Below are 26,763 nucleotides of genomic sequence, written 5' to 3' on the forward strand. Positions count from 1 at the left end.
TCAGACCTGATCTGGCAAAGCTCGCATCACGGGTTCAAGGCAGGATTTCCCCGATCGACGATCTGACCCACGTCGAAGTAAAAGGTCTGGGTCTTTCCACTTGCATCTACCGTATCGAGCGCATCGTACTGTGAAGTACCTTGCGGCATGAGTGTCTGTCTTGTCAGGCGCAGCTTCTTCGCGTGGAGCCAGGAATATTCTTCGTCGGTGGCAATAACGTGGATGGCTGTCTCGGGAGACAGGCCATCGCCACTACGCGCGATATCCTGCGTGATACCAAACAGATAAAGTCTCATGTCTGCCTGTGCATCGACGTCGCCAGCCTTGCCCAATAACATGCTGTAGTTCGAAATGAGGCTGAACAGCGGTATCTCCCGGATGGGCCGGATTTTTTCCACCTCCCTGATCTTCGATAGCGCTCCGTTTATGTCGCCTTGCTGTGCAAGCTGTATCGCCTGTTTCTCTGAATCCCTGCACAACTGCATCAGTTCCAGATAGTTGAAGCTCCGGTCGGACAGGAATTTGACGCGCTGCTCGTGCGCCTGCTGAAGAGCGACGAAATACTTGCCATCGCTTGCCTTGACAGGCAGCGGATCGAACGCACTCGAACCTGTCCGGTTAGTCGAAGCAAACACACGAGGGTTGATCAGAAAATACGATACGGCTGGCTGCCCGTCTGCCGCACGAATCGAATAGGTCACCTTCTGCAGTTCGGTATCGTGGTACCGGATACCTTTCACATCGGTTGGCATCGCGGATCGTAGATTGATCCACTGGGTGATCTCGTCAATTCTGATCACGCGAACCGGATCATCAGGCGTCGTTCCGCTACCGGATCGTTTTTCCAGAATTTCCGCCATGGCATGTGCCCGCTCACGACAGTCCCTGGATTGATCCTGCTTGTTTAATTTTCCATAGATGTTGGAGCACAACGCCTGCACGTTGTAGTCGGGAAACTGCCCCAGCGGTGCATACTTTTCCAGGTCCGAAAGCCGGTTGATTGCTTCGGTATCTTTTCCTGCGCGATCCAGCGCGTCCGAATCTTTGACGGCCGCCTGTATGTCATGCGAAAGCTGCTGAAGGTCAACCTTCTCGTCCTGCGAGAATTTCTGTCTCTGCAACTGGAGTTGTTCGACGACGGAGGTCGAGGTCTGGGCAAATAAATGACCAGAAAAGGCGGCTGAGATCAGGCAGATCAACCATCTAGTTCTTCGCATGGGTACTCCGGAATTATTGAAGACTTGTTATCGGAAGACGAAAACGTTACGGCGTTGCTGGACAAGACGTCCTCTAGTCATGTCCTGTCGAAATGGCGAAAGAGTAAATACAGGCAGATTGCCGTGACAAGCCAGAGTACGGCCTGTGCAACACGCGAACGCCTGCGTGCCCCGAAGCGCTGTCTCCACCGCACGTTCAACCGCTCAAGTGCCATGGCCATAACCACGTATGTAAACAGGAAGATCGCTATTCCCCATGCACTCACCCTGCCCGTTTCATGGTACTGAATGGTGAACGTGACCAATGCGGCAGAAAGCAGAGGCCATATATTGCGCTTGAATACGTCGGTGAACATTACTTCCCCCGGGATTCTTGAATTTTCCGAGAACGGTCGTCAAAGCTCTGATCGACTACCTGCCGTCAGACAACCGCCCCTCGACCCAATCGTTCCGAACCTCACTTACCTTTATGCCGCTCGATCCCCGCACGGCAAATCTGCTCACACAACCCGGCAAATGAAATCCCACTAGCCTCCGCCGACTGAGGAAGCAAGCTCGTCGCGGTCATCCCCGGCAAGGTGTTCACCTCAAGACACCACAAGTGCCCGTCGGTATCGAGACGAAAATCCGCCCGGCTATAGCCTTCCAGCTTCAATGCCCGGTGTGCTCGCAGTGCAGCGTCTTGCGCAGCCGCGACAACATGCTCAGGCAGATCGGCCGGAAATATTTCACGGACAGCCCCGGGTTGGTACTTCGCCTTGTAATCGAAAATCGCGTCCGGTTCGATCACGATCTCTCCGACGGACAATGCCCGGTCACCCAGCACACCCACCGTCAGTTCCCGTCCCGCAATGAACTGCTCAAGCATGATCTCGTTATCGAACTGGGAGGCATGTTCGATAGCCGCGCCAAGCGCATCGGGATTCCTGACAACCGACAAACCCACCGTCGAGCCTTGCCGATTCGGCTTGACGACCAGCGGATAGCCAATCTCCCGCAAGATCGCTTCAGGTTCGCATGGCGCCATCAGCCAACGCGGCGTCGCGATTCCGGCTGCGACGAACAGACGCTTCGACATGTCTTTATCCATGGCGATTGCGCTGCCCAGATGACCGCTCCCTGTGTAAGCCATCCCGGCCATGTGCAGCATCGCCTGGATGGTCCCGTCTTCGCCGGTCCCGCCATGAAGCGCCAGAAAAACGACGTCGACATCCGCAAGCGCAGGAGAACGGATCAGGCCTGCTTCGCCGGATCGAAGTACCGCGAGCGCATCGGATGCGGGCGGCACTTCGTCGACCCGCGCACTTAGCAGACGGACTTCTTCGTCGGCTGTCAAAAGACCTCGCGACGTTTCAATGGCGAGTACTTCGTGGCCGGCAGTACGTAACGCCTTGATCACCTGCGCCCCGCTCGCAATCGAGACCTCGCGCTCTTCGCTGGTTCCTCCAAAGAGCACCGCTACCTTGAGTTTCATTTCTTGCATGTTGTTTCGGTTCGCTCGCATTTTGAATAGATTCGTGTGTTCCGCAAACTGCCGTCCGGAGCACGTCGCTCGTGCCGCAACACGCCTTCTAGCTGCATGCCGATGCGTTCACACACCCGAATGCTCCTTACGTTCAGATCGTCGCAGATTGCCTCAACTCGCTTCGCGTCGAAATGGGCAAAGGCGAAGTTCACCAGGGCATCGGCGGCTTCACTGAACAAACCGCGCCCCACAAGCGGGGACCTTCCCCAGAAACCGAGTTCAAAAGCGGGAACGGCCCATCTTGGCCGGTGAAGACCTCCGCTGCCCACGACAATGTGCGATGTCTTGTCGATAAACAAAAACGGAAAATCTTTTCTTGCCTGAAAACTCTCGGAACTCGCAACACAATATGACTCGGACGTATCGACGGATGGCGTTTCCATCGCCCAGGGCAACGACGCAGGAAACTGCCTCAGGTCCGCTAACGCGTCGACAACCGCATCGAACAGGTTTGGACCGTCACCAGGCTGAGGGGATCGGATGATCAAACGCTCTGTCTCGAACACCGTAGGTAGATTGGGAAAGGTCAATGTCGTCAGGAACGTCGGAAGAGGTGGGTGCGTGAAATTGTCGGTGATTCAGCATAGCTTGTCGACTAAGGTGCATAGCAGAACATTCATACGTTGCCCTCGCGCTCCAAAAGCAACACCCCTCGCCCGCCAAGAGCGGACAAGGAGTGTCGAATCCGACAGATCAACCGTGATCGTAGAAAACGCTATCCCCTAACGACAAAGTTCACCAGTCGTCCAGGAATCGCAATCTCCTTCGTCACATTCCTGCCTTTCAGCAATCCGCTGACTTCCGGCTCGGCCTTCGCTGCGGCTATGAGGGCCGTCGCGTCAAGTCCGGTTTCGCCGCGGAATCGATGCCGCACTTTGCCGTTAACCTGCACGACGTACTCATGGCTTTCGTCGAGACACAGACCAGGGTTGAAGCCCGGCCACGCGGCATAGGCGAGCGTGCCGTCGTGTCCCAGCTTGCTCCACAACTCCTCGGCCAGATGAGGAGCGAACGGCGCCAGCAGCTTGACAAAGGTCTCCACGATCTCGCGCGGTCGAACGGAGGCGTGGCTCAAAGCGTTAGCCATTTCCATCAACCGCGCGATGCCGGTGTTGAAACGCAGCCCTTCGATGTCCTCTGTCACAGCGCGTACCGTCTTGTGGCGTAATCGCAGCAAGTCTTGAGCGCAGTCCGGGACATCACGTATCAACGGATGCAGCATGTCGTTGTCATCGCACACGATGCGCCACGCACGTTCGAGAAAACGGCGCACGCCGATCAAGCCCGAGGTTTGCCAGGGCTTGGCGACATCGAGCGGCCCCATGAACATTTCATAGAGTCGTAACGAATCGGCACCGTACTCTTCCACGACGTCGTCCGGGTTCACGACGTTGTAGCGTGACTTCGACATCTTTTCGACCTGGGCGCTCAATTCCAGGTCTCCGCTGAAATACTTGCCCTCGCGCTCGGTCACCTGGTCGGGTTCATAGTAGCGACCCGATTCGTCCTTGTACGAAAAGGCCAGAACCATCCCTTGATTGAACAGCTTGCGAAACGGCTCTTTAGTCGACACCACGCCGATGTCGTACAACACCTTGTGCCAGAAGCGGGCATATAACAAATGCAACACCGTCTGCTCGGTACCGCCGACATAGACGTCTACCGGCATCCAGTAACGCTCGGCCTCCTTGCTAACGAACTCGCGATCGTTGTGCGGGTCCAGGAAGCGCAGGAAATACCAGCTCGAGCCGGCCCATTGCGGCATCGTATTCGTCTCGCGTACCGCTGCGATGTCGGTGCCCGGCACGGTGGTGTGAACCCAATCGACCGCGCGAGCGAGCGGCGGCTCCCCGCCTGCAGCAGGTTTGTAATCGTCGAGTTCCGGCGGCAGGAGAGGCAGCGAGTCCTGAGGCAACGGCACGATCGATCCATCCGCGAGGTGCAAGACCGGAATGGGCTCGCCCCAATAACGCTGACGCGAGAACAGCCAGTCGCGCAAGCGATAAGTCGTTTTCGCGCGCCCCGCGCCGTGCTGCTCCAGCCACGTCAACATCGACTGTTTCGCCTGCGCGTTTGGCAGTCCATTCAAGAAGCCGGAATGGATCATCGGGCCATCGCCTTCGCAAGCCGCATCCGCAATATCGCTGCCGGCGCCATCATCGATGACCTTGATGATCGGCAAGCCGAAGGTCTGCGCGAACTCGTAGTCCCGCCGGTCGTGCGCGGGCACTGCCATGATGGCGCCGGCGCCATAGCCGCTCAATACGTAGTCGGCGACCCAGATAGGCATGCGCTCCCGAGTCGCGGGATTGACGGCGTATGAGCCGGTGAACACGCCGGTTTTCTTGCGCCCTGCGTCGCTGCGCACCGTTTCGTCCAACGCCTTTGCACGGTCGATATACATGTCGACAGTTGCGCGAGCTTCAGACGTGACGATACTGGCGAGCAAATCGTGTTCAGGCGCGAGGATGCAAAAGGTCGCGCCGAACAGGGTGTCCGGTCGTGTCGTAAAGACGGTGACCGAATGGCTGTTGCCCACAACCGGCAAGTCGATATCAGCACCTTCCGATCGACCGACCCAGTTGCGCTGCATGGTTTTCACGCTTTCCGGCCAGTCCAGTTCTTCCAGATCGTCGATGAGCCGATCGGCGTAGCGGGTGATGCGCAACATCCATTGCCGCATCGGACGACGCACAACCGGGTCGCCCGTTTCGACATACTTGCCGTCTTTCACCTCTTCATTGGCGAGCACGGTGTTTTGCGCAGGACACCAGTTCACCGCCACCTCAGCCTGATAGGCGAGGCCGCGTTCGAACAGCTTCAGGAAAATCCATTGCGTCCATCGGACATAGCCCGGATCGGTGGTAGCCAGTTCCCGGCTCCAGTCATACGAAAACCCCAATCGCTTGACCTGGCCGCGAAAGGTTTCGATGTTGCGTTTCGTCGTGATGGCCGGATGCACACCGGTGCGCATCGCGTAACGCTCCGCGGGCAAGCCGTAGCTGTCCCAGCCCATCGGATGCAGCACGTTGAAGCCACGCATGCGCTTATACCGGCACAGGATGTCGGTCGCGGTATATCCCTCAGGGTGTCCCACATGCAACCCGGCTCCCGATGGATAGGGAAACATGTCGAGCGCGTAGAACTTCTCTTTCGTAGGATCGATCTCTGCCCGGAACGTTGAGTGCTCGTCCCAATAGGCTTGCCACCTGGGCTCGATCGTCTTTGGATCGTATGCCATCTGTTATCCCTTGCCGGCTAGACGGTTTCAACCGGCTTTAATCCGTATGCATCCGCGAGTGCGGTCGTGGAACGGCTACGGCCGCCAAGACGCCATGGCTTAGCGGCCGGGCGGTAGTCGGCGGACAGGGAGGGTGGCAGATAGGGACGTGCCCGGGCGCGGACCGCGAAGTCCGCTCAGATTTGCCCAGAACACGATATTGAACGCCATAGGACAGTCAGGTCCGAGAAAGGTAGACACATAAGGTAGACACGCAATCAGCAGGCGCTTTGTCGGTTCTCGTTAAAAAACCGCGCTAAGGCGCTGCCTCCATTGTCTTTGTCAACACTATGCGGCAGAGTTTGCACGAGTTGAGGCTGGGTGTAAATCCTGTCCCTGCGTGGATGCTCGTCTGTCTGGTCAATATAAAAGCGGATCAATCATGAACCTCAAACATCAAACACTGCTTGCCCTCCCCTTCGTGCTGACCGCGTGCGGAGGAGGCATTCGGACTGCACCGCCCGCCTACACCGACGCACCGAAGATCATCATCGATTCCGATTTCAATACCATGGGTGACGACGGCCAGCTCTTCGCCATGACAACCCAATTGATGGGACAAGGGAAGGTGAACCTGCTGGGTCTCACGGTCGTAACCGGCAATGACTGGTTGCTCCAGGAGGAAGCCGACGCGCTAAAAGCGGTAGAGCGGATGGGCGTACAGAACACGGTCGGCGTGTACGGTGGTGCGGATTATCCGTTGCAGTACAACGTTGCGAGTATTCGTGCACAACAGGCTGCCAATCCGCAAGGCTATTTCGGCGCATGGAGCCGGCCGGAACCGACTGCGCAATCGCAGCTGGTCGCGCCGCCGGACGGCTTCGCGACGTCGACCAAATTGCAGGCGCAAAGCGCTGCGGACTTCATGATCCAGACCATCAAGCGCTATCCAAACCAGGTCACCATTCTCGAGGTCGGACCGCCTACGAATCTTGCCACCGCGATCACTAAGGCACCGGAGATCGTGCCGCTGATCAAGCAGATCGTCTACATGGGCGGTGCGATGGCGGTACCAGGCAACGCAAACGCGGTGGGGGAACTGAACTGGTGGTTTGATCCGCTCGCGGTGCGCACGGTTCTGCAAACGACGATCCCTCAGAGCGTCATTCCACTCGACGTGACGAACACCGTGCCGCTGACGCAAACCATCTACAACGAGATCGTGAACAACCCGAGCAAGCAGACTGCGGTGACGAAGGTGTACGGCACGATCAATGCGGGGGCGGTCGACGAGAACACCAATATTTACGATACCTTGACCATCGCCTACTTCATGAATCCGACCTACGCCGTGCAGACGAAAAGCGCCTACCTCGATATCGACACGACGAGTGGCGAGGACCAGGGGCACGTGACGGTGTATCCGGATCAACCGGCTGCAGGGGCTTCGCCGCAGAAGATTACGTATGTCACGCAGTTCGACAACAACCGGTTCTTTAGTCTGTATGTCGATTTGCTGACGAGGCCGGTTCCGATCGTCGTGACTCTTCAGTAAAGGCGCTTAAATCCATGACTGAGACACCGAGTACATCGTATGCCGCTCGCGCATTACGCCTGATGGTCGCCGTGTCTCTGCTAGGAGTGGTGTTCGACATGCCCATTGCACATTCTGCGCAGGATCAGGCAATCTCCGGTCCGAGTTTCTTATGTGGGTCTGCGGGCACCGCCATCGAAAGGATGATCTGTAGCGATCCGGAGCTTGCTGCGCGCGACCGAACCATGGCGACACTGTTCGCGGCGTCTCATACAGATGCCCTTGGTGGAGGCATGTCTCAACAGCAAAGCCTGCAACGAAAGTGGCTAAAGACGCGCAGTGAGGAGTGTTCGAAGGGTGAGATGCGCTCGTGCCTTCTCACCGAATACGATGCGCGGTTCAACGAACTGGCGGTTGCGGCGCTTTTCCAGGCGCCTGATGTCGCTCTGACAGAACTGGCCCGAGAAAGTCCGAAGTCCGCACCGTTATACGAGGCCATTTATCGCTATGCAACCATCGAGGACAAGGTCGATCGAGTAAAGAGCGTGGAGAATCTGATAGAACCCGCGTTCAATGAGTTTCATGACAAACCGTGGGCAGAGCCTATGTCCGATGTCGCAGACGCACATGAAGCCGCGTCATCGGACGAAAACTTTTCCGCATTCCTCGACGTTGCATCGATCGGCAACCATCCACTTACGATGCCCTGTTCGGCACTTGTGCGTCGTCCCGGATTGATCGAAGTTCTGGACGCGGCATACGGCGGAGCAATCGATAATCAACTGCTTTGGAGCGACTGCGAGGCGATGACTCCGAAACTGGAAACTGTGGATCGCCTGACGAAAGCCGCCGTGTCAGCCCAACCGTTCTGCCCAGGTACGATCCGGTTTAGTCTCGCACGTAGCTTCGAGAAAACGCTGGTCGCTGTTCGCTTGCATCGTACCGATTTATGGAGGGCTAAAAATCTCGATGTGAGTCCCACAGATCAGGATGAAAGCAATGACGACCCTAAACAGGACGTGGACGAATCGCATTTCTTCGCGAGACATCCTGCGTCAATTCGTCAAGCGATCGATGAGCTGGCGAAGTACTACACGGCCCATTTCGATGTCCCCTCCGCCCTCGCCAGAGAGCAGGCAGCGAAGGCAGTCAGTGCAATCATCTTTGGCGCCTACGATCTTTGCGAGTGGGGTTGAGGGGCGGTAACGCCACTTTCACGATTCGTTTGATGCTGAATGACAAGGTAGCAAATCAGTGAAGCATTGCTTATACGCTTTGAGCGAAATTGCAGTACTCACGTTGCATAGTTCATATGCGATGTTTGAGTCGACGATATCGTCAAAAGAGTTTCACGGATCTTCGGCAAGCTATGCTCATTTTTTTCTTCCGGAGACAAGATATGCGCAATCGATTGCTGTTGCTCCTGCTGTGTTTTCTCCCTGTGCTGGGATGGGCCGATGATCACAAGCAACAAGATGGCCTCGCCGATACGACGGTACTGATCGTTCGCCATGCCGAGAAGCCCGACAGTGGTTCGGGCTTGAGCGAACAAGGCGAGCAACGCGCGGTGGCTTATGCGGACTATTTCGATCCACTCAAGCTGAACGGCCAGCAACTCACTCCACAAGTGCTGATCGCAACGGAAGACAGCAAGCACAGCGATCGTCCTCGCCTGACCTTGACGCCTCTTTCGCAACGGCTTCAATTGCCTATCCAGCAGAACTACAGCGACGATGAAGCGGACGATCTGGTGCAATCGCTTCATCAAGAGAACAGTGCGAAGGTCGTCTTGATCGCCTGGCATCACGGCGAACTCGGCAACATGATCGACGACTTCGGGGGCGACTCCAAAAAACTACTCGGTCGCAAACAGTGGCCCGGCAGTGTGTATAACTGGCTGATCGTGCTGCACTTCGATCACAACGGGAAACTGGACCAAAGCCAACGGGTGGTGGAACATCTTCTGCCTGGCGATCAGTGATCTGTCTTTCGACGCCTCGCCGATCCCGTTTTGGATCGGCGTAGATATCGCACGCGTCAGCGCGACATCTGCTCAATGCCCTGTTTCCAGCTCACTTTAGGCATATAGCCAAGATCACGACTCGCCTTGTCGTAGCGAATCGTAAAAGGCTTCCCAATCAATCTGAGCATCTGACGCGTGATAGGCGGCTCACCCCGGAGACGGAAAAGACGCCACACGCCAGCCATGAGACCTGCGATCGTCCACGCCATACGAAAAGACACTGACTTGTCCGAGGCTGTCACGTTGCGGGTTGCAAGCAGATCGCTCAAGATGCTTTTCAGCGTACCTGTCTCAGCGTCGGCGACGAAATACGCCTCGCCACCACGACCGTGATCGGCGGCGAGAATCAAGGCTTCGACAAGATTGTCGACGTGGCAGGTCGAGGTGGGCTGTACCCCTTCGTCGACCCATTGCCAGTTCCCAGCCTTGACGGTTTCCACCATCTGATCGAGCATCGGCATGCCTGCGCCCCAGATCATCGGTGGCCGGATCGCGATTGTCTCGAGCCCCTCGCGTCGGCCGTTCGCAGCAAGCAGTACCCTTTCCGCTTCCGCTTTGGATGACCCGTACGGTGCGAAACTTCGCATCTGAAGAGGAAGACTTTCGTCCGCTTCCAGTATCGGCTCGGGGTCGCCCATTACGACCGCTGCGGCACTCACCGCGATGACTTTCCGAATGGATCGAACTGTTGCCGCGGCTTCAACGATGGCTTGCATACCACCAACATTGACCTCGTCAAACGCTTTGCGCTCGCCCCAAAGCTTGAAGTGTGCGGCAACGTGAAAGACCGCTTCGCTGCCGGTCATCCCTTGTAACAGCGCTTTTCGGTCGCTGAGTCCGCCTGCGACAGGGATCGCGCCGATCGCCCTGACCGCCGCCATCGCAGCCTCGCTTCTAGCCAGGGCACGGACCTCCCAGCCTCGCTCGACCAGCGACTGGATCAGCCGCTTCCCTACAAACCCGGATCCTCCGGTGACAAAGGCTGTGCGGTGTGTACTGCTCGCGTTATTCATCGCTTGCTCCCATTGAGTTCATGGACGGCAGTGTACACGAACAACTAACAACGAACAAAATCGTTATTTTGTTCGTTGCTTCATTTCAACAAGAGATGCGATATCCTCACGGCACTATGGAAACGACGAATACGACCCCACCCGATGACGACCCGCTCACGGCAGAGCGGATCCTCGATGCAGCCCGCACGCATGTGCGGCGCTTCGGGGAGGCCAAGACGAACGTAGTGGACATTGCGCGCGTACTTGGCACATCGCACACCACGATCTACCGCCACTTCCGGTCTAAAGCCGAGGTATTCGACGCAATCGTCACGGCAGCAATGCGGGATGAGGAAGAACTGGCGCGCTCGTTCACTGGCACGCCGCAGCCTGCCTCCGAACGCTTGACGGGATTACTGCTCGCGCTGCACCGTCGCAAACGCGAGCGATTCGCCGAGGACCCCGAGCTGTACCAGCTTTATCGACGCGTCGTGGATGAGCGCCCGGACATCGTTCGTGACTACGCGGTGGCCATTACCCGGCTGGTGGTCGAGATCCTCGCGGACGGTGTGCGCGAAGAGGAGTTTCAGATCGATGACGTTCAGGCTGCCGCCGAAGTCGTGCGCGATGCCGTCACGGTGTTCGTGCATCCGGCACATGTTGAAGCAGCGGCCAGGGCCGGAATCTCGATGGAGCCTGCGGCGCTTCGGGTAATCGCAACGCTCATTCGAGCGTTCACGGTTGGCGTTTCGTTTGCAGAGGCCGATTCGCAGAGTGGGAAAGCGAAGCGCCCGCGGAAGACGGCGGTTCGCAAAAAGGGCTAAGGTTTAGCGCGAGCTGAATACACCAGGAAGAAAAATGATCCGTTTCAGCTTTCTCTTCACTGCATTGTGTTTCGCGACATCACTGGTGCATGCAGCCGGTTTTCAGTTCATTGAGGTCCCGGGCAACGGATCGTTTCAGCCTCTCAAGGGGGCCGTCTGGTATCCATGTAAGCAACCGCCAGCCAACGAGAAAGTGGGCCCCGTTGAACTGTCAGTGACCAGGGACTGTCCCGTCACAGGCGAGAAACTCCCTCTCGTCGTCATCTCGCATGGTAGAGGCGGCACGTTCCTCGACCATAGTGATACGGCAGCAGCGCTAGCCGATGCGGGTTTCGTAGTCGCTGCGATAAACCATCCTGGCGACAACGCGATGGACAAGACTCGCATCAATGATTTCTCGGTATTCGTCGAACGACCCGCGGACATCAAGCGCCTGACCGATTTCATGCTTGGCTCGTGGAACGCCGCAGACAGGATCGACGCGAGCGACATCGGCATCTTCGGTTTCTCGCGCGGTGGATATACCGGGCTGGTCGCCATCGGCGCCAATCCACACTTCGGAAAAAATCTGCGTTCATGTGACGGAATCGATACGCCGCTCTGCGATCAAGTGCGCAAAGGCGAACTTCCTGAACTCGCCCACGACGCACGTATCAAGGCGGCAGTGATTGCCGATCCCGTTAGCCTCTTCTTCACGCAGGACAGTTTTTCCAATGTGAAGATCCCCGTGCAACTTTGGAGGTCCGAGCTTGGCGGCGGCGGTGTAACGCCCGAGAGCGTGACCGCCATCATCGGCGAGCTACCGGCACACCCCGATGTTCACTTTGTGCCCGGTTCCCAGCATTTTTCCTTCATGGCGCCGTGTTCAGCTGAGTTCATGCAGTTGGCACGTGAAGTCTGTATCGATGGACCAAAGTTCGATCGCGTCGCCTTTCACAGGGAATTCAACGCTGAGGTGCTTGCGTTTTTTCGGAAGCACCTGACACATGCGGGTAGTGCGCCAGGATCCAGATAGTCGGCATTCGATCATATGGTTCTGCGAGCGCGGTATTCCAGACCCTGACAGTTCATCACGCACTGAAACGTATCCCTAGGTATCGCGTCAAGAATGCATGACATCGAACCTCTACGAGACCGTCATGCAGACCGCCATTGCCGAACTACCCGTCCTGTATTTCGGAACTCCCGTGGCGTTGATTTCAAGTGTGAATCCCGGCGGGGAAACGAACCTGAGTCCCATTTCTTCGTACTGGGCGCTATCGGACACAATCTTGATCGGCTTGAGCACAACGGGTCGATGCTATCGCAATGTGCTCCAACGCCCGGAAGCGGTGCTCAATTTGCCGGATGCCTCGCTGTGGAAGAATGTTGAAGCGATTGCAGCCACGACGGGCTCCGAGATCGTGCCCGACGACAAGAAACAGATGGGCTATCGATTCGAGCGCGACAAGTTTCAATGCGCGGATTTAAGCACCAGGGCAAGCGAATGCGTAGCACCCGATCGGGTTGCGGAATGTCCGGTTCAAATCGAGGCGAAGGTCGTTCGCATTCACAAGATCGGGAGCGACGACGATCAGATGGTTGCCGCGGAACTGAAGGCTGTGCGTGTCCACGTTCACACGCGATTGCTGACACCGGGTGGCCGGATCGATGTCGATCGATGGAAGCCGTTGCACCATGTCTTTCGACACTACTACACACTTGGCAGTTGGCTGGGCAAGAACTTCCGGGCGTAGCGGGCCCGATATCGAAGTACTCAGCCGTTCTCAACCACGAAGCGCCACAGTAGCCACAACGAGCGCCGAGAAGACCACTGCTGGCGCGAGATGCGCGAACGGCTCCCGGTTTCGCAGCAACGTGAAGAGTGCGCCAATCATGATCGCGCCGGCCAGCGCCAGGCCGAGCACTCTGGTGTGTTGCCCAAAAAGAAGCGCCGCACTGAGCAGCTCAAGCGTGCCACAGAGCAAACGAAACCATGCCGGGTAACCCCAGCGTGCAAAGTCCCGCTTCACTGCGCCGCGTCCCGTGAGATTGATCACGCCAGCAACCGCGAACAGAACCGCTACGATGATCGCGAGAATCGATTCGAAAGAAGCACTGTTCCACGCCATGGTCATGCTCCTTCTGTTTGCTGAAAGTGCTTTTGCGCCGAGAGGTCCGCAATCAGGCCTGGGCCATGCGGCTTCCACGCAAGCACTTGCCGGGCGTGCTGGCCGCTTACTGTCTGATCGAGCGCCAGGGCGTCAGCGAACGGTCCAAGCGATTGACGGGCATCGTCGAGCGGCCAGGGTTCGACACGATCGGCGCCGACCGAGGCCCGAATCGCTTCACCGATTTCGGCAACGGCGACGGCATCTTCTGCGACGACGTTGAAGATCTGTCCCGCGACCCGACCGTCCCCACTCGCCGCCCGCTCCGCCGCGCTCACGTACGCGGTGGCGAGATCATCGACGTGCACGGCAGGCCAGTGGTTTCGACCATCGCCGACCACCCTCACACTGCCGGTCTGACGGGCCATGCCAGCGAGCATGCCGAAGACGCCGCCGCCGTAGCCGTGCACCATCGCCGGCCTGAGAATCACTGCAGCAATCGAGCGGCGCGCGGCTAGCGCGAGTACCTGTTGCTCCACTGCGGGCCGCCAGGCGATGAGTGGTGTCGGGTTCAGTGCCGATGCTTCAGTCGCGGGTTCCCCCTCCGTATTGCCGTAGACCCAGATCCCCGACGTGTAGACAAACGCCGCGCCCGGATGCAGATGCGAAAGCATCGCTAGAGCCGCGGCCTCATCGGCAGCGGCGGCGGATGCATCGTTGGTCGACGCGGTGTGCACCACGCCATCGGCGGCACCGGCAGTCGCGGCGAAAGACTGTGGCTCGCGCAGATCGCCGGAATGCAGGGTCGCGCCAAGACGTGCCAGTGCAACGGCGGCCGCCGAGCCGTCCTCGCGCACCAGCGCCGTCACCTGATGGCCGAGGCTGATTGCCTTGCGCACAACAGCTTGCCCGATGAAGCCAGTACCACCTGTGATGAACAGTTTCAAAGCGTTCTCCATGGATTACCTGCGAAGTTGAATCGTCATACAACGAGACTTGTCAGTCTCGTTTTCGCAAACATAAACGAGACTACCCAGTCTTGTCAACCATTCGCCGATCTGTTATTTCTCTCGCCATGGACACTTCTTCTCTCCCCGGCCTGAGCCCGCTGCAATGTCGCAAGCGGTCTGCAATCCTCGACGGCGCGAAAACCGTTTTCTTACGCGACGGTTTCGGTCTGGCAACCATGGACGATGTCGCCGCGGCCGCCGGCGTGGGCAAACAGACGGTCTACCGCCACTTCAAATCAAAGGAGGCGCTCTTCGTGGGTCTGGTGAGCGCGATGTGCGCTCAGGAGGGCGCGCTGCTTGCCAGCGCTCAAGGCGAACCATCCGCAGACGCACCGGAAGGCACACCTGAAGTCGCGTTGCGCGAGTTGGGATGGTCGCTGGCACGCAGCCTGATCACAACGGACAATCTGCGGCTTTACCGGGCCATCGTGGCTGAGGCCGAGCGTCTTCCGGAACTTGGCCGCGTGTTTTACGAAAGTGGCGCAAAGGTCGTCCGTGCCTTCGCCGCAAAAATTCTGCGCGAGCGATTTGACGAATCGACTGCGGCATTGCGGGCAGCGACATTCGTTCAGCTGGTGCTGGGCGACGCGTATCTGGAACTGTCGATTGGCTTCACGGTGCCCGATGTTGACGCGCGCTTTGCGCTGCAGATTGACGAGGCGGTAGCGGCGGCACTTCGCTAGGGACGCCTACAGAAGAGGGGTCTATGCGCCCCCCACACCCGGCCCACTTCAACTCCCGCCGGTAAACCCCCGCGGCTCCATAAACGTATGCCTGAAGTACTCGCGCACTGCATGCATCGCCGGACTCAACCCGGTGCTCCTGCGCCATGCGAGACCCACGCTCATCGGCGGCACCGGGTCGCGTAGCTGCACGGTCTCGATGCGCCTGCCCTCGAGCGACCACGGGCGATACACCATGTCCGACAGGATCGCTACGCCGCTGCCATTCGCCACCATGCTGCGCACCGCCTCAACCGATGAAGTGCGTAGCTTCACATTCGGCCGGTACGGCGTCTCGTTCCAGTAGCGCAAAGCGGTAAACGCCGCCTCGTCGACGGTCAACATCACGTAGGGCTCGGGAGCGACGTCGGCAAGCGTCACGTTCTCGCGTTTGAGCAACGGATGTTGCGCACACAACCACAGACGTCGCACCGAATGAATCACCGGCTCGAGGACCAGTTCCGGATTCGCCACGTTCGAGGTCAGCAGCACGGCCATGTCGTAGCGCTCGGCGATCAACCCCTCTTCGATCGACTCGCGATTTAACTCGTGCAACTGGATCGTAAGCCGCGGATAGAGCGTATTGAGACGCTGCAGATGATGCGGCAGAAAATAGCCCAGCACGGTATAGCTCGCGGCGAGCGTGAGCGTACCCGTGAGCGTGCTTTCGAGGTTCGGCGTACGCATGGCCTCGTCCACCGACGACAGGATCGTGTACGCCTGGTTGAGAAAACGCTGCCCCGTCGTAGTCAAGGTCATCCCGGAAGCGGTACGCAAAAAGAGCTGCGTACCGAGGCTGTCCTCGAGGTCCTTGATGGCAGTGGTCACGGCCGACTGTGAAATCGTCAATTGAATGGCCGCCTGTGAAATCTGACCGAGTTCGGCTGTGGCGACGAAGTATTTCAGCTGCCGGAGAGTCAAGGCCATAAGCTCCACCTGAAAAAGTGATATTGCGCCGCTCAATATCTTACCTTCGCAATCGATCAGACACGCCCTCAACCGCGCTGCCCTCGCCCCACCTGCTGTGTACCCCATTTCCTCAGATCAGACACGTCCACAGAGTCATCTAAAAAACAGATAACGAGCCATATAAAAATAGAACTATTTTGGCGACCGTCGAGCGGATAACGTTCATCCGAGCAGGTCCGGCAAGCGTCCTTTCAAGCCGCCGGGACCGTTGACCAGGAGGAGATTCCGTATGAAGAAGCGCAGCGTCGACCTGAATTCCGACATGGGGGAAGGTTTCGGCCCATGGAAGATCGGCGATGGCGTCGATGAGGAGATCATGCCGCTCATCAGTTCGGCCAACATTGCGACGGGGTTTCATGCAGGAGACCCCAACATCATGGCGCGTACGGTGCAGCTCGCGAAGCAGGCGGGCGTCGGGATCGGTGCGCATCCGGGGTTTCGCGATCTGGTCGGCTTCGGCCGCCGCACCATCACCGAGACGCCGCAGGCGCTCGTCAACGACATCGTTTTCCAGCTTGGCGCGCTGCGCGAATTTGCGCGCCTCTATAACGTCAGCGTGCAGCACGTGAAGCCGCATGGGGCGCTGTACATGCTCGCCGCGCGCGACGAAGCGCTCTCGCGCCTGCTGATCGAAACGCTTCAAGCGCTGGACCCGACACTGTTGCTGTATTGCATGGAAGCGTCGGTGACCTACCGGATTGCGCGCGAACTCGGTCAGCCGGTGATCCGCGAGTTTTACGCGGACCGCGACTACGATCACAGCGGCTCGATTGTGTTCACGCGGCACGTCGTGCGACTCGATCCGGCGCAGGTGGCGGCGAAGGTACTGCGCGCCTGTGTGGAAGGACGGGTAACCACGGTCGATGGCGACGATATCGATATCGACTTCGACTCGGTCTGCATTCACAGCGACACGCCCGGCGCATTCAAACTCGTCGAGGCCACGCGCGCCGCGCTGACCAGCCACGATATTCGTGTGGCGGCCCCGTTATACGCCATCGCCCGCTAGTTCGAGCTACCCGAAAAAACAGAGGAGCCTACCCATGCCACTACACGACATCGTCAGCCCGCTGCCGGGCACCTTCTATCGACGCGCCTCGCCGGACGCCGCGCCCTACGTCGAAGTCGGCGCATCTATCGGAAGCGGCGCGGTGGTCGGACTCGTCGAGGTGATGAAGCAGTTCAACGATGTCGAAGCGAGCGCGGCTGGGCGCGTCGTCGAAATTCTTGTCGACGATGGCGAGCCGGTCGATGCAGGACAAGTCTTGATGCGACTCGAAGGATGAACACGATGACCCCGTCGAACATGGGCAGCGCCACGAGCCCGTTCTATCAGCCGAAGCGCATCCGCACGGTGCTGGTGGCCAATCGCGGCGAGATCGCGGTACGCGTGATCCGCGCAGCCCATGAACTGGGCATGCGGGCCGTCGCCGTCGTAAGCGATGCCGATCGCGAGAGCCTGGCCGCCCGCATGGCCGACGAGGCCATTCACATCGGCTCCGCGCATGCGGCGAAGAGCTACCTGAACCCCGCGGCAATTCTCGCCGCCGCACAGCAGTGCGGAGCGGACGCCATTCATCCGGGGTACGGTTTTCTCTCCGAAAATGCCGCGTTCGCAGCACAGGTCGAGAACGCCGGGATCATCTTTGTAGGCCCATCGTCGAGCGTCATCGCCACCATGGGCGACAAGGCAAGGGCGCGAGAAACCGCACAGCGCGCCGGCGTACCGACGGTGCCCGGCAGCAACGGTGTCGTGCTGTCTCTCGACGAAGCGCGCGAGATTGCAGCAAGAATCGGCTACCCGATGATGATCAAGGCAGCAGCCGGTGGCGGCGGACGCGGCATCCGCGTGGCGCACGACGCGGCGCAACTCGACACTGAGCTGCCGCTTGCACAACGCGAGGCACAGGCAGCGTTCGGCAACGGCGGGGTGTATCTCGAACGATTCATCGCGCGTGCCCGGCATATCGAAGTGCAGGTACTCGGCGACGGCGACAATGTCGTTCATCTGTTCGAACGCGAGTGTTCGCTGCAACGGCGGCGCCAGAAAATTCTCGAAGAAGCGCCGTCACCGTCGCTCACGCCGGCACTACGCAACGCGCTATGTGCATCCGCGACACGGCTTGCCAGGCAAGTGGGTTATCGCAGCGCGGGAACGCTGGAATACCTGTTCGATGAAACACGCGATGAGTTCTACTTCATCGAAATGAACACGCGCATCCAGGTCGAGCATCCGGTCACCGAGGCCATCACCGGAATCGATCTGGTGCGCGAGACGCTGCGTATCGCCGATGGCGAGCCGTTGCGTTTCGCGCAGGACAACATCGCGATGCGCGGTGCCGCGCTCGAATGCCGGATCAACGCGGAAGACCCCGAGCATGACTTTCGTCCGTGCCCGGGTCGCATCGACGAGCTGGTCTGGCCGACAGGCCCTGGCGTGCGTATCGATTCGATGCTCTACCAGGGTTACGTCGTCCCGCCGTTCTACGATTCGTTGCTCGCCAAGCTGATTGTGTTTGACGAAAGCCGGCCTGCCGCACTCGCACGGCTCAAACGGGCGTTGAGCGAACTGCGTATCGCGGGCATCAAGACCACCGCGACGCTGCACCGCGCGCTGCTCGAAGACGACGATATCCGCGCCGGTCGTTATCACACGAACTACCTGGAAGCGTGGATGGCGGACTGGCGCGCAAGAACGACGGCGGCTGAAAGCGAGGAGGTGAAATGACGATCCGCTACACATTCGGCGGCGACGAGTTTATCTTCGTGGAAATCAGCGAGGACATGTCGCTCGAAGCGTTCTTCAAGGGCACCGCGATCACGCGCGAACTGCAGCGCCGCAAGGTGGATGGCGTCACCGAAATCTGTCCCGCCAATGCGTCTTACCAGGTTCGATACGATCCCGATGTAATCGAACCGGACGTGCTGCTCGCGTTGCTTCAGCAAATCGAGGCCGAAGTAGCCGACGCGACGGATCTCGACATGGCGACGCGTATCGTCGAGGTGCCCGTGCTTTACAACGATCCGTGGACGCACGAAACACTCATGCGCTTTCGCGAACGGCATCAGGACCCGACCTCGACGGACCTGGAGTACGCAGCGCGGATCAACGGGAAAAAAGATGTCGACGACTTCATCGCGGCGCACTCCGGCTCCCCGTGGTTTGTCTCAATGGTCGGCTTCGTAGCGGGCTTGCCATTCATGTTCCAGATGGTCGAACGTGCCCGTCAGTTGCAGGTGCCGAAATACCTGCGACCGCGCACCGATACGCCAAAGCTGACGGTCGGCCACGGCGGCTGCTTCGGCTGCATCTACTCGGTGCGCGGCGCTGGCGGATATCAGATGTTCGGCGTGACGCCCGCACCGATCTTCGATCCGGCACAACGCCTGGATTATCTGCGCGACTTCATGGTGTTCTTTCGTCCGGGTGACATCGTCAAGTTCAAACCGATCGATCGCGACACCTACGACAAAGCCGTGGCCGCGGTCGATGCAGGGACCTTTTCATTGCGCGTGCGCGAGGTGAATTTCTCGCTCGCGTCGTTCATGCGCGACCCCGAGGCCTACAACCGCTCGTTGATCGAGGTGCTCCATGCCGACTAACCCGCTCTACGCCATCGAGGTGGTCAAACCCGGACTGGCTACATCGGTGCAGGATACGGGCCGGCACGGGTATTACCACGTCGGCATTCCACCGTCCGGCGCGCTGGATCAGTACGCATTGCGCGCCGCCAATCTTCTGGTCGGCAATCCCGAAGGCGCGGCTGCACTCGAATGCACGCTGCTTGGCCCGCAACTTCTGTTTCATGTGGACACACTGATCGCCGTGACGGGTGCCGAGATGCAGCCCAAAATCGACGGCGTTGCCCACGCCTGCAACGTCGCGTTGCGCATCAAGGCAGGCAGCACGCTGACATTCGAGTATGTGAAGGGCGGCGCGCGAGCCTGTCTCGCGGTAGCGGGTGGCATCGACGTACCTGTGATGCTCGGAAGCCGATCCACTTACACACTCGGCGCGTTTGGCGGACACGAGGGTCGTCGCCTGCAGAAGGGTGACCAGTTGCGGATCGGGCAAACGCGAGGACCCGCTCGTGAAGGCACCGAATTGCCCGAAAAACTGCGTACGCCGCTCGCTCGCGAAGTCGAACTGCGCGTGCTGCCCGGTCTCTACTTTCATCGGTTGACCGACGAGTCGTCGATCACCTTTTACGAAGATACGTGGACGGTTGCCCCTGAAGCGGATCGCATCGGTTACCGCTACAAACAGGGTCGACCGCTCAAGTTTCGCGAGCGTGAACAGCCGTTCGGCGCCGGTTCCGATCCCTCGAACATCGTCGACGCCTGCTATCCGATTGGCTCGATTCAGGTCCCAGCCGGGCTCGAACCGATCATCCTGCATCTCGATGCGGTGTCCGGTGGCGGCTACGCCACGATCGGCACGGTCATCAGCGCCGATATGGATCTGATCGGGCAAATGCAGCCGAACCATCAGGCGCGCTTCCTGCCGGTCACCATGACGCAGGCGCTTGCGGCCCGTCGCGATGCTCAACTGAGACTCGCACGGTTGCGCGAGGTGTTGCTGCGCTAGCGCATTCGTGGAGCGGTTGAATTACGCGCCGCTCCCGCGATCTTTCGATGCAATGTCGTGATCCAGTCGTGCAGCGCCATGCGCCGCACGGAGCACTTGCGTTCGTCGTTTTACGCCCGTCTGTCTGTCGGTCTTTCTCTCGTACGTCGTCATGGCACCGGACACGGTTGCCATGACGGTGCCGTTCCCAAAACCTGTAGATGCACTGAGGAGCACGATCATGGTCAATCCGGCGCAGGAACCCGCCGCAAGCGATCTCGATCTATCGACGGTCGCCATACCGGAGCATGCGCGCATGCCCGCGTTCTCGCTCACCATGGCCTGGTGGGCCGTGTGCAGCGCGGTGTTTTACATCGTCGTCGGTGCAACGCTCGCGCTCAATTACGGCGCGCGCAATGCATTGATCGGGATGGCGTTATCGGTCGTGTCGTACGGTCTCGTCAATTCCGTCATTAGCCGCTACGCGGTGCGCACCGGCCTGTCTGTTGCGTTGTTTTCGCGCGTGCTGTTCGGCAGCGCGGGCGCCGCGCTCGCCACGTTGATCTTCTTCGCGACTGCGATCTATTACGCGGTATTTGAAGGATCGGTGATCGCCGTTGCAGCACACAGCCTGTTTCCCGTGCTCGACTACCGGTGGGCTGCGCTGATCGTCGTTTGTTACAGCGTGCCGCTCGTGTTCGGCAGCGTGCAGCACTGGCTCGACAAGTTCAACGGCGTTCTGCTGCCGTTCTATCTGCTCGGACTGATCGCTGCCGTCGCGCTGGCTACGCATGAATACGGCTACAACGCAGCGTGGCTCGACTTCGGTCCGAAAGGCAGCGTGCCTGCCAACGGCTGGTGGAGTTGCTTCGTGTACTACATGGGCGTCTGGGTACTGATGATGTTCACCTTCGACTACGCCCGCTTCGGTCGCCAGAAGGATGCGGTCTATCACGGCCGCTTCAACTTCGGCATGCCGTTCTATCTGGTCACGTTTCTGTTGAATGGCGCAGCTGGCATCTATCTGGTCAGTACGATTCCCGGTCTCGGCGCGCTCTCGGAGGTATCCGTCGTGCTTGCGCTGCTCAAGCTGATGGGGATCTGGGGTCTGCTGTTCGTATGGGTCACGCAATCGCGCATCAACACCGCGAACTACTATCTTGCGGCCATTAACATGCAGGCTTTCTTTCAGAAACTCGCGGGGCTGCGTGCGCCGAAGTTCGTGTGGGCACTTGTCGTCGGTGCGGTTGTTTATGCGTTGATGATGGCCGATGTGTTTTCGAAGATCCTGCAGGCGCTCGCGTATCAGGGAATTTTTGTGGTCGCGTGGGTCGGTGTGGCGCTCGCACACATCCTTTCGACACGCTACGACGAGCTGATCGGCGGAGAAATCGAATGTCGCGATTCGCATGTGCCTGCGTTTAACCCTGGTGGCTTGACGGCCTGGTTTGCAGGTGCGTTCGCCGGTCTGGTGTTGATGAATGTGCCAGGTGCCGTGCAGTCGTTTTCCGCACCCGCGAGTTTTGTCGTGTCGTGGCTCGTGTATCGGGGCATGCTCAATTCGGCTAAGCGAACGTGGTTTGTGCGCGGTTAGCCGCGCGACCCGTTTCAGTCCTTATAGCCCGGATCCAGCCGATCCAGCCTGCGCAGCAACGCAGGCCAGATCAGCGCCCCGTCATTACCTTTAGTCACCCGGCGCACATCTTCCCGCAGCCGCTCGCGCGCCGCGGGCGCCACCTCGGCGAGAACAGCCCCACCGGATTGCGCCATGATCTGCGTCTCGCACGCGCGCTGCAGCGTGTACATGCGCTTGAACGCGTCGGCCACTGTACGACCGACAGTGAGCAGACCATGGTGACGCAGCATCAAGTATTCGTTCTGGCCGAGACTCTTCACGAGGCGCGGCTTTTCGTCGTCGTGGAGAACCAGTCCTTCGTAATCGTGGTAACCGAGCGAGCTGAGCACGAGCATAGCCTGTTGGGAAACTGGCAGAAGTCCATCGCGCTGCGACGATACCGCGATGCCCGCCTGGGTATGGCAATGCACCACGCACTCGGCATCGGGTCGACTCTCCTGAATCGCACTATGAATGACCAGTCCGGCAGGATTGACACGCAGTTCTCGGGCTACCGTCTCGTCGCCGGAAAAATCGACCTTCACCAGATTCGATGCCGTGATTTCCTCGAAGGTGAGATCGAAGCGGTTGATGAGGAATTGATGCCCCGGCCCTGGCACGCGCACCGAGATATGCGTGAAGACGATGTCGTCCCATCCGTACAGGTGAATCAGGCGGAAACAGGCCGCCAGATCAACTCGTAATTCGGCTTCGGTTTGCATGTTCGATTCTCCTGAATGACACACGATATCTCGCGCGGATTTAATGACATGAATCGTTTCGCTAAGTGAAAGCAATCTTCCCAATCACCGACTTTGTCTCTTGTAAATCATCAGACCTATCCTAGACTTATTCCTAGCCGACCATCTCAAACCCCGAATCAGTCCACCGTTTCTTTTACCGCTTTCACGCGAGCGTGCCAGGCGGACGACTTCGTTTTGCGTAGCGATACACGGCACCCACCCGTATCAATTCACCCGCATCAGTCAGCGCCTCAACGAGGCCGTCGCTCCCGATAACCACGATCTTTTCTCAACGGCTCCTTTCATTCGTACAGGAGACATCGTATGCAAGCGCAACGCACATTACTCTGGATGGTTCTCGTCGCAGCCGGACTACTAGGTGCCGCCACTGTGCAGGCCCAGACCACCGTGGTGGTCGACAATGGGCTGGGAACCCAGGTCTCCAGCCTCCAGACCGACCCAGGTCAGCCGGATAACGTGAACGTGCCCATCCTTGGCGGCGAGCTCCTGATGATCAGCGCCAATGGAACACTCACCGCGTTCAGCGATTTCGGCAACCCCGCCCAGGGCCCGATTGGCAGTGGCAATCTCGGAGGCACGGCCTGGGTGCCATCTGGGCCGCCGGGTGAAGGTGGCGGCAGCGTGGCAGTCACGGATGCATTTGCGGGCAGCAACGGAGCGGGAGCCCTGTTTCTGGTCAACCCCAGCAACGGGCAGCGCACGCTCCTGAGCGACTTCGGTAACGGCTGGCAGGGTCTCGGAGAAAACCCGGTAGGCGTTGCATACGTCAGTGGACCCTCCGGGCAGGGCGGCACACTCTATGTCGTCGATAAAAACTCCGGCACGGGCCACAACGGTGCCGTCTTCGCGGTCGATCCGGTTAGTGGGAATCGCATCTTTCTGAGCGATTTCGGCAACGGCTCGGAAGGCCCGGGAGGCGTAAATCCCATTGCCATCGCTGCCGTACCCGCCGGGGTATTGAGCGTGTTTGGCGCGAGTGGGGGCCTGGTCGTACTGGATGACGTTGAGGGCCTTCACAGTGAGGGGTCGGTCTTTACCGTGGACTTCCAGGGCTATCGCACCTATCTCAGCGACTTTAGTATCAGCACAGAGGGACTCACTATCCCTGGACCGCAGGCTATCGCCGTGGTCCCCACCCTGCGGGGCGCCTCGATCGTGGTGACGGACAATCTCGGTGGCACCAATAGTCAGGGCGCGTTGTGGGGTATCTCCAGCAGTGGTGTCCGCACGCTGATCACCGATTTCGGCGTTAGTTCGCAGGGACCCCAGGGGATCACGCCGAGCGGAATTGCGCCGACCATCGACGGGAGTGGGAACGTCCTTGTGACAGATGATTTCGGTGACCAGCTTCCGAGCCAGGCGCAAATATTTCTGGTGACGCCAGGCGGGCAGCGCTCGATTTACAGCAGATGCTCCGTCGCCCGCCTCGCGCCATGCCGGGCCCCTATGGCGATTACCCAGTACTGAACTGGCGTCTGCCCATCGACCTGCACGTTGCCCTTTAAAACACCCCGATTACTCCATGAGCACAGAGCGAGGAGTTAAAACATGAACACGCACATCAGCCGGCCCGACGCGTTCAGACGCGCGCTATCCGTGTCTGGGATTCCAGTCCCCGCCCTGGTACCGGTACTGGTACTGGTGCTGGGATTGACGTCGGGACACCCAGCATGGGCACAGTGGGATCCCAAGGGACCCGCTGCGTGTACTACTTCGTCCGCCAGCGTGGCAGCGCTGATATTCCCTCCCGGCACTCTGCTGGGGGGCGTCGGTGGCTATTGCCAGCAATCCCCATCGCAGTGGTTCTGGCGCCTCCAGGGTGACGCCGCCGTTGCGAGCCACCCCGCCCTCGCAATGTGGTCCCAGGTGCGGAACATATGTACACAGGCGGGCGGGATAGCCAGCACACCCCCTGTGTTGTCTACCCTCACCGTGCTTTGCAGATTTCCAGTCCCCAGCGAGCGCGTCACTCAGCTCACGCCTCGCGCGCAGCCGTAAATCGCCCCTTGATATAGCGAGGCGTCTCAAGCTCGTCGACGATCGCCACAGCGAGGTCCGCTACTGAAATACCGGCGGGCTTGTCGCCATCCATCAGCAGGTCCTCTGCGCCAAGACGGTAGGTCCCCGTGCGCTCGCCTTCCACGAGAAACGCCGGCGGGCTCACAAACGTCCAGTCGAGTGTGGTGTTGCTGCGCATCGTATTCAACGCGTCCCGTGCCGCTCTCGCGCCAGGCTGAATGTTCGGCGGGACGTGCGCAATGAAGTCCTCGGTGTCGACAAGCTGGACACCCGGCGCGACAAAGAGACTACCCGCACCGCCGATCACCACCAGACGCCGCACCCCGCTCGCTTCGACGCCGCGAACAATAGCGTCGTGCCCACGCAGGAAGTTATCGAACAATTCCGGGTCGTTCCAGCCGGGGTTGAACGCCGACACGACGGCATCGTGGCCGCGCACGGCGCTTGCGACCGATTCCGGCGAATAGGCGTCGCCGGTTACGACATTGAGGCCTTCTCGCGGCTCAATGCTGCCGCTCTTTCGAACCATCACCGTGACCTGATGCCCCCGCTGGAGCAACTCCTTCTGCACATGCTTGCCGACAAAGCCCGACGAGCCAATCAACGCAACTTTCATGGTCTTTCTCACAAGTAAAGATGAAAACACCATGCTACCGACCCATCTTCGACTTTAAAATACAGCGCAAACTACGATCTCTTTTAAGCCTGACTTCAAGATGAACGATCTACGTCAACTGGTGGTTTTCGCGGAAACGGTCTCGCACGGTTCGATGAGCGCGGCGGCGATACGACTGGGGATGACGCCGTCGGCGGTCAGCCAGACCATCAAGGCACTCGAACGGCATGCCGGCGTCACGCTGCTGCATCGTTCGACGCGCAAGCTGACGCTCACCGAAGACGGCAAGCAGTGTTATGCGCACTGCCTGCAACTGATGGCCTCATGGAAAGCGGCAAGCGATTCATTGAGCGAGGCGCGGGACGCGCCCACCGGCGAGTTGCGGATTGCCGCGCCACTGGGCCTTGGGCCTTACATCGCGCCGGCGCTGGCCTCGGTCCTGTCGACCTGGCCACAGTTGCGTCTGCGCCTGCTGGCAAGCGACGAGATGATCGATCTGATCGACGCGCGCGCCGACCTCGCCATCCGCATAGGCAATATGGCCGACTCCGGCTGGACTACCCAGAAGCTCTGCGAACTCGAAACGATCCTGTGTGCTTCTCCCGCCTATCTGGCGCGCAACGGCACGCCGAACAGTCCGCAGGAGTTAAGTGAGCATCAGTGGATCACGCTCGAGAAGCAGGTCGAGGCCGCTCGCTCCGTCGATTCTTCGGATGGTGCGGCACCGGTCATACCCGTGACGCTCTTCGGTGAGAGACGGATGAAACAGACGGTGCAGGTTAGCGTGCGCGTCATCAGTACGACGCAACCTGCGATTCATCAGATGTGCGAGGCGGGACTGGGGATAGCGCGCCTGTCGTATATCGAGGTATTGAGCGCGCTCCAGCACCGCAATCTGGTTCATGTTCTGCCGAAGTGGACGTTTCCGACTCACCCCGTGACACTGGTGACACCGCGCAAGGATGGCCAGCCAGCAAAGGTTCGGGCAGCCGTCGAGGCGTTGCGGTCGTACTTTCGGGATCTGCCTACAATGCGTTCATCTAGCGACTGAGG

25 protein-coding genes are annotated in these 26,763 nt (G+C 59.2%); 15 read left to right on the top strand and 10 right to left on the bottom strand.

What is annotated here, in order from left to right:
- Positions 1-26 precede the first annotated feature (26 nt).
- The 4 genes from BWP39_RS13015 to leuS form a co-directional block, all read right to left on the bottom strand.
- Entirely contained in the window at positions 27-1,199 is a 1,173-nt protein-coding gene (locus BWP39_RS13015; RefSeq protein ID WP_157915142.1) for a DUF4919 domain-containing protein, read from the bottom strand.
- 475 nt (positions 1,200-1,674) lie between these two features.
- Positions 1,675-2,700: a D-alanine--D-alanine ligase family protein gene (locus BWP39_RS13025; RefSeq protein ID WP_096720740.1), complete on the bottom strand. Its 1,026-nt coding sequence runs from the start codon at positions 2,698-2,700 to the stop codon at positions 1,675-1,677.
- The gene (locus BWP39_RS13030; protein ID WP_157915143.1) at positions 2,688-3,272 is read right to left on the bottom strand and encodes a GNAT family N-acetyltransferase; all 585 of its coding nucleotides are present in this window, start codon (positions 3,270-3,272) and stop codon (positions 2,688-2,690) included. Before BWP39_RS13030 ends, BWP39_RS13025 begins: the two co-directional genes overlap by 13 nt.
- Before the next feature lie 185 nt (positions 3,273-3,457).
- A complete protein-coding gene (gene leuS / locus BWP39_RS13035) occupies positions 3,458-5,983 on the bottom strand; it encodes a leucine--tRNA ligase (protein WP_096720744.1) in 2,526 nt (841 codons plus the stop codon).
- 421 nt (positions 5,984-6,404) lie between these two features.
- Here leuS and BWP39_RS13040 point away from each other — a divergent pair, with 421 nt between their 5' ends.
- The 3 genes from BWP39_RS13040 to BWP39_RS13050 all read left to right on the top strand — a co-directional run bounded on the left by BWP39_RS13040 (position 6,405) and on the right by BWP39_RS13050 (position 9,477).
- Positions 6,405-7,517 (top strand): nucleoside hydrolase, encoded by a 1,113-nt coding sequence (locus BWP39_RS13040; RefSeq protein WP_096720746.1) that lies wholly within the window; start codon positions 6,405-6,407, stop codon positions 7,515-7,517.
- Between the two features lie 14 nt (positions 7,518-7,531).
- Entirely contained in the window at positions 7,532-8,692 is a 1,161-nt protein-coding gene (locus BWP39_RS13045; protein WP_133116867.1) for a lysozyme inhibitor LprI family protein, read from the top strand.
- A 203-nt stretch (positions 8,693-8,895) separates the two neighbouring features.
- On the top strand, positions 8,896-9,477 hold the full coding sequence (locus tag BWP39_RS13050; protein WP_096722530.1) for a flagellar basal body-associated protein FliL: 582 nt from the start codon (positions 8,896-8,898) through the stop codon (positions 9,475-9,477).
- Between the two features lie 56 nt (positions 9,478-9,533).
- Here the strand turns inward: BWP39_RS13050 and BWP39_RS13055 are convergent, their stop codons facing one another.
- A complete protein-coding gene (locus BWP39_RS13055; protein WP_096720750.1) occupies positions 9,534-10,532 on the bottom strand; it encodes an NAD-dependent epimerase/dehydratase family protein in 999 nt (332 codons plus the stop codon).
- Positions 10,533-10,552: 20 nt separating this feature from the next.
- Here BWP39_RS13055 and BWP39_RS13060 point away from each other — a divergent pair, with 20 nt between their 5' ends.
- The 3 genes from BWP39_RS13060 to BWP39_RS13070 all read left to right on the top strand — a co-directional run bounded on the left by BWP39_RS13060 (position 10,553) and on the right by BWP39_RS13070 (position 13,074).
- Positions 10,553-11,338, top strand: coding sequence for a TetR/AcrR family transcriptional regulator (locus BWP39_RS13060; protein WP_207556792.1), 786 nt, complete (start codon positions 10,553-10,555; stop codon positions 11,336-11,338).
- A gap of 34 nt (positions 11,339-11,372) precedes the next feature.
- Positions 11,373-12,353, top strand: coding sequence for an alpha/beta hydrolase family protein (locus BWP39_RS13065; protein ID WP_096720754.1), 981 nt, complete (start codon positions 11,373-11,375; stop codon positions 12,351-12,353).
- Between the two features lie 124 nt (positions 12,354-12,477).
- Entirely contained in the window at positions 12,478-13,074 is a 597-nt protein-coding gene (locus BWP39_RS13070; RefSeq protein ID WP_157915144.1) for a flavin reductase family protein, read from the top strand.
- 30 nt (positions 13,075-13,104) lie between these two features.
- Here the strand turns inward: BWP39_RS13070 and BWP39_RS13075 are convergent, their stop codons facing one another.
- Complete coding sequence (locus BWP39_RS13075; protein WP_096720758.1) at positions 13,105-13,449, bottom strand: DoxX family protein; 345 nt, start codon at positions 13,447-13,449, stop codon at positions 13,105-13,107.
- 2 nt (positions 13,450-13,451) lie between these two features.
- Positions 13,452-14,375 carry an NAD-dependent epimerase/dehydratase family protein gene (locus BWP39_RS13080; protein ID WP_096722532.1) on the bottom strand — a complete coding sequence of 308 codons (924 nt, stop codon included), beginning with the start codon at positions 14,373-14,375 and terminating at the stop codon, positions 13,452-13,454.
- A gap of 92 nt (positions 14,376-14,467) precedes the next feature.
- Here BWP39_RS13080 and BWP39_RS13085 point away from each other — a divergent pair, with 92 nt between their 5' ends.
- Positions 14,468-15,121 (top strand): TetR/AcrR family transcriptional regulator, encoded by a 654-nt coding sequence (locus BWP39_RS13085; RefSeq protein WP_207556793.1) that lies wholly within the window; start codon positions 14,468-14,470, stop codon positions 15,119-15,121.
- A gap of 48 nt (positions 15,122-15,169) precedes the next feature.
- Here BWP39_RS13085 and BWP39_RS13090 read toward each other — a convergent pair whose 3' ends face one another.
- Entirely contained in the window at positions 15,170-16,087 is a 918-nt protein-coding gene (locus BWP39_RS13090; protein WP_096720762.1) for a LysR family transcriptional regulator, read from the bottom strand.
- Positions 16,088-16,358: 271 nt separating this feature from the next.
- Here BWP39_RS13090 and BWP39_RS13095 point away from each other — a divergent pair, with 271 nt between their 5' ends.
- The 6 genes from BWP39_RS13095 (at position 16,359) to BWP39_RS13125 (ending at position 22,290) form a co-directional block, all read left to right on the top strand.
- Entirely contained in the window at positions 16,359-17,138 is a 780-nt protein-coding gene (locus BWP39_RS13095; RefSeq protein WP_096720764.1) for a 5-oxoprolinase subunit PxpA, read from the top strand.
- 34 nt (positions 17,139-17,172) lie between these two features.
- The gene (locus BWP39_RS13100) at positions 17,173-17,415 is read left to right on the top strand and encodes an acetyl-CoA carboxylase (protein ID WP_096720766.1); all 243 of its coding nucleotides are present in this window, start codon (positions 17,173-17,175) and stop codon (positions 17,413-17,415) included.
- A gap of 5 nt (positions 17,416-17,420) precedes the next feature.
- The gene (locus BWP39_RS13105) at positions 17,421-18,857 is read left to right on the top strand and encodes an acetyl-CoA carboxylase biotin carboxylase subunit (protein ID WP_096722534.1); all 1,437 of its coding nucleotides are present in this window, start codon (positions 17,421-17,423) and stop codon (positions 18,855-18,857) included.
- On the top strand, positions 18,854-19,732 hold the full coding sequence (locus tag BWP39_RS13110; RefSeq protein ID WP_096720768.1) for a 5-oxoprolinase subunit B family protein: 879 nt from the start codon (positions 18,854-18,856) through the stop codon (positions 19,730-19,732). The genes BWP39_RS13105 and BWP39_RS13110 overlap by 4 nt, the downstream gene beginning before the upstream one ends.
- Positions 19,722-20,717 carry a 5-oxoprolinase subunit C family protein gene (locus BWP39_RS13115; RefSeq protein WP_096720770.1) on the top strand — a complete coding sequence of 332 codons (996 nt, stop codon included), beginning with the start codon at positions 19,722-19,724 and terminating at the stop codon, positions 20,715-20,717. The genes BWP39_RS13110 and BWP39_RS13115 overlap by 11 nt, the downstream gene beginning before the upstream one ends.
- A 220-nt stretch (positions 20,718-20,937) precedes the next feature.
- A complete protein-coding gene (locus BWP39_RS13125; protein WP_096720774.1) occupies positions 20,938-22,290 on the top strand; it encodes a purine-cytosine permease family protein in 1,353 nt (450 codons plus the stop codon).
- A gap of 14 nt (positions 22,291-22,304) precedes the next feature.
- Here the strand turns inward: BWP39_RS13125 and BWP39_RS13130 are convergent, their stop codons facing one another.
- A complete protein-coding gene (locus BWP39_RS13130) occupies positions 22,305-23,033 on the bottom strand; it encodes a class II aldolase/adducin family protein (RefSeq protein WP_096720776.1) in 729 nt (242 codons plus the stop codon).
- A gap of 345 nt (positions 23,034-23,378) precedes the next feature.
- Here BWP39_RS13130 and BWP39_RS13135 point away from each other — a divergent pair, with 345 nt between their 5' ends.
- Positions 23,379-24,542 carry a hypothetical protein gene (locus tag BWP39_RS13135; RefSeq protein ID WP_096720778.1) on the top strand — a complete coding sequence of 388 codons (1,164 nt, stop codon included), beginning with the start codon at positions 23,379-23,381 and terminating at the stop codon, positions 24,540-24,542.
- Between the two features lie 508 nt (positions 24,543-25,050).
- Here BWP39_RS13135 and BWP39_RS13140 read toward each other — a convergent pair.
- Positions 25,051-25,710: an NAD(P)-dependent oxidoreductase gene (locus BWP39_RS13140; protein WP_096720780.1), complete on the bottom strand. Its 660-nt coding sequence runs from the start codon at positions 25,708-25,710 to the stop codon at positions 25,051-25,053.
- Between the two features lie 100 nt (positions 25,711-25,810).
- Here BWP39_RS13140 and BWP39_RS31480 point away from each other — a divergent pair, with 100 nt between their 5' ends.
- Positions 25,811-26,761, top strand: a complete 951-nt coding sequence (locus BWP39_RS31480; protein ID WP_133116868.1) for a LysR family transcriptional regulator — start codon at positions 25,811-25,813, stop codon at positions 26,759-26,761.
- Positions 26,762-26,763: the final 2 nt, after the last annotated feature.

It is taken from the genome of Paraburkholderia acidicola (assembly GCF_002362315.1).
GTDB lineage: Bacteria > Pseudomonadota > Gammaproteobacteria > Burkholderiales > Burkholderiaceae > Paraburkholderia > Paraburkholderia acidicola.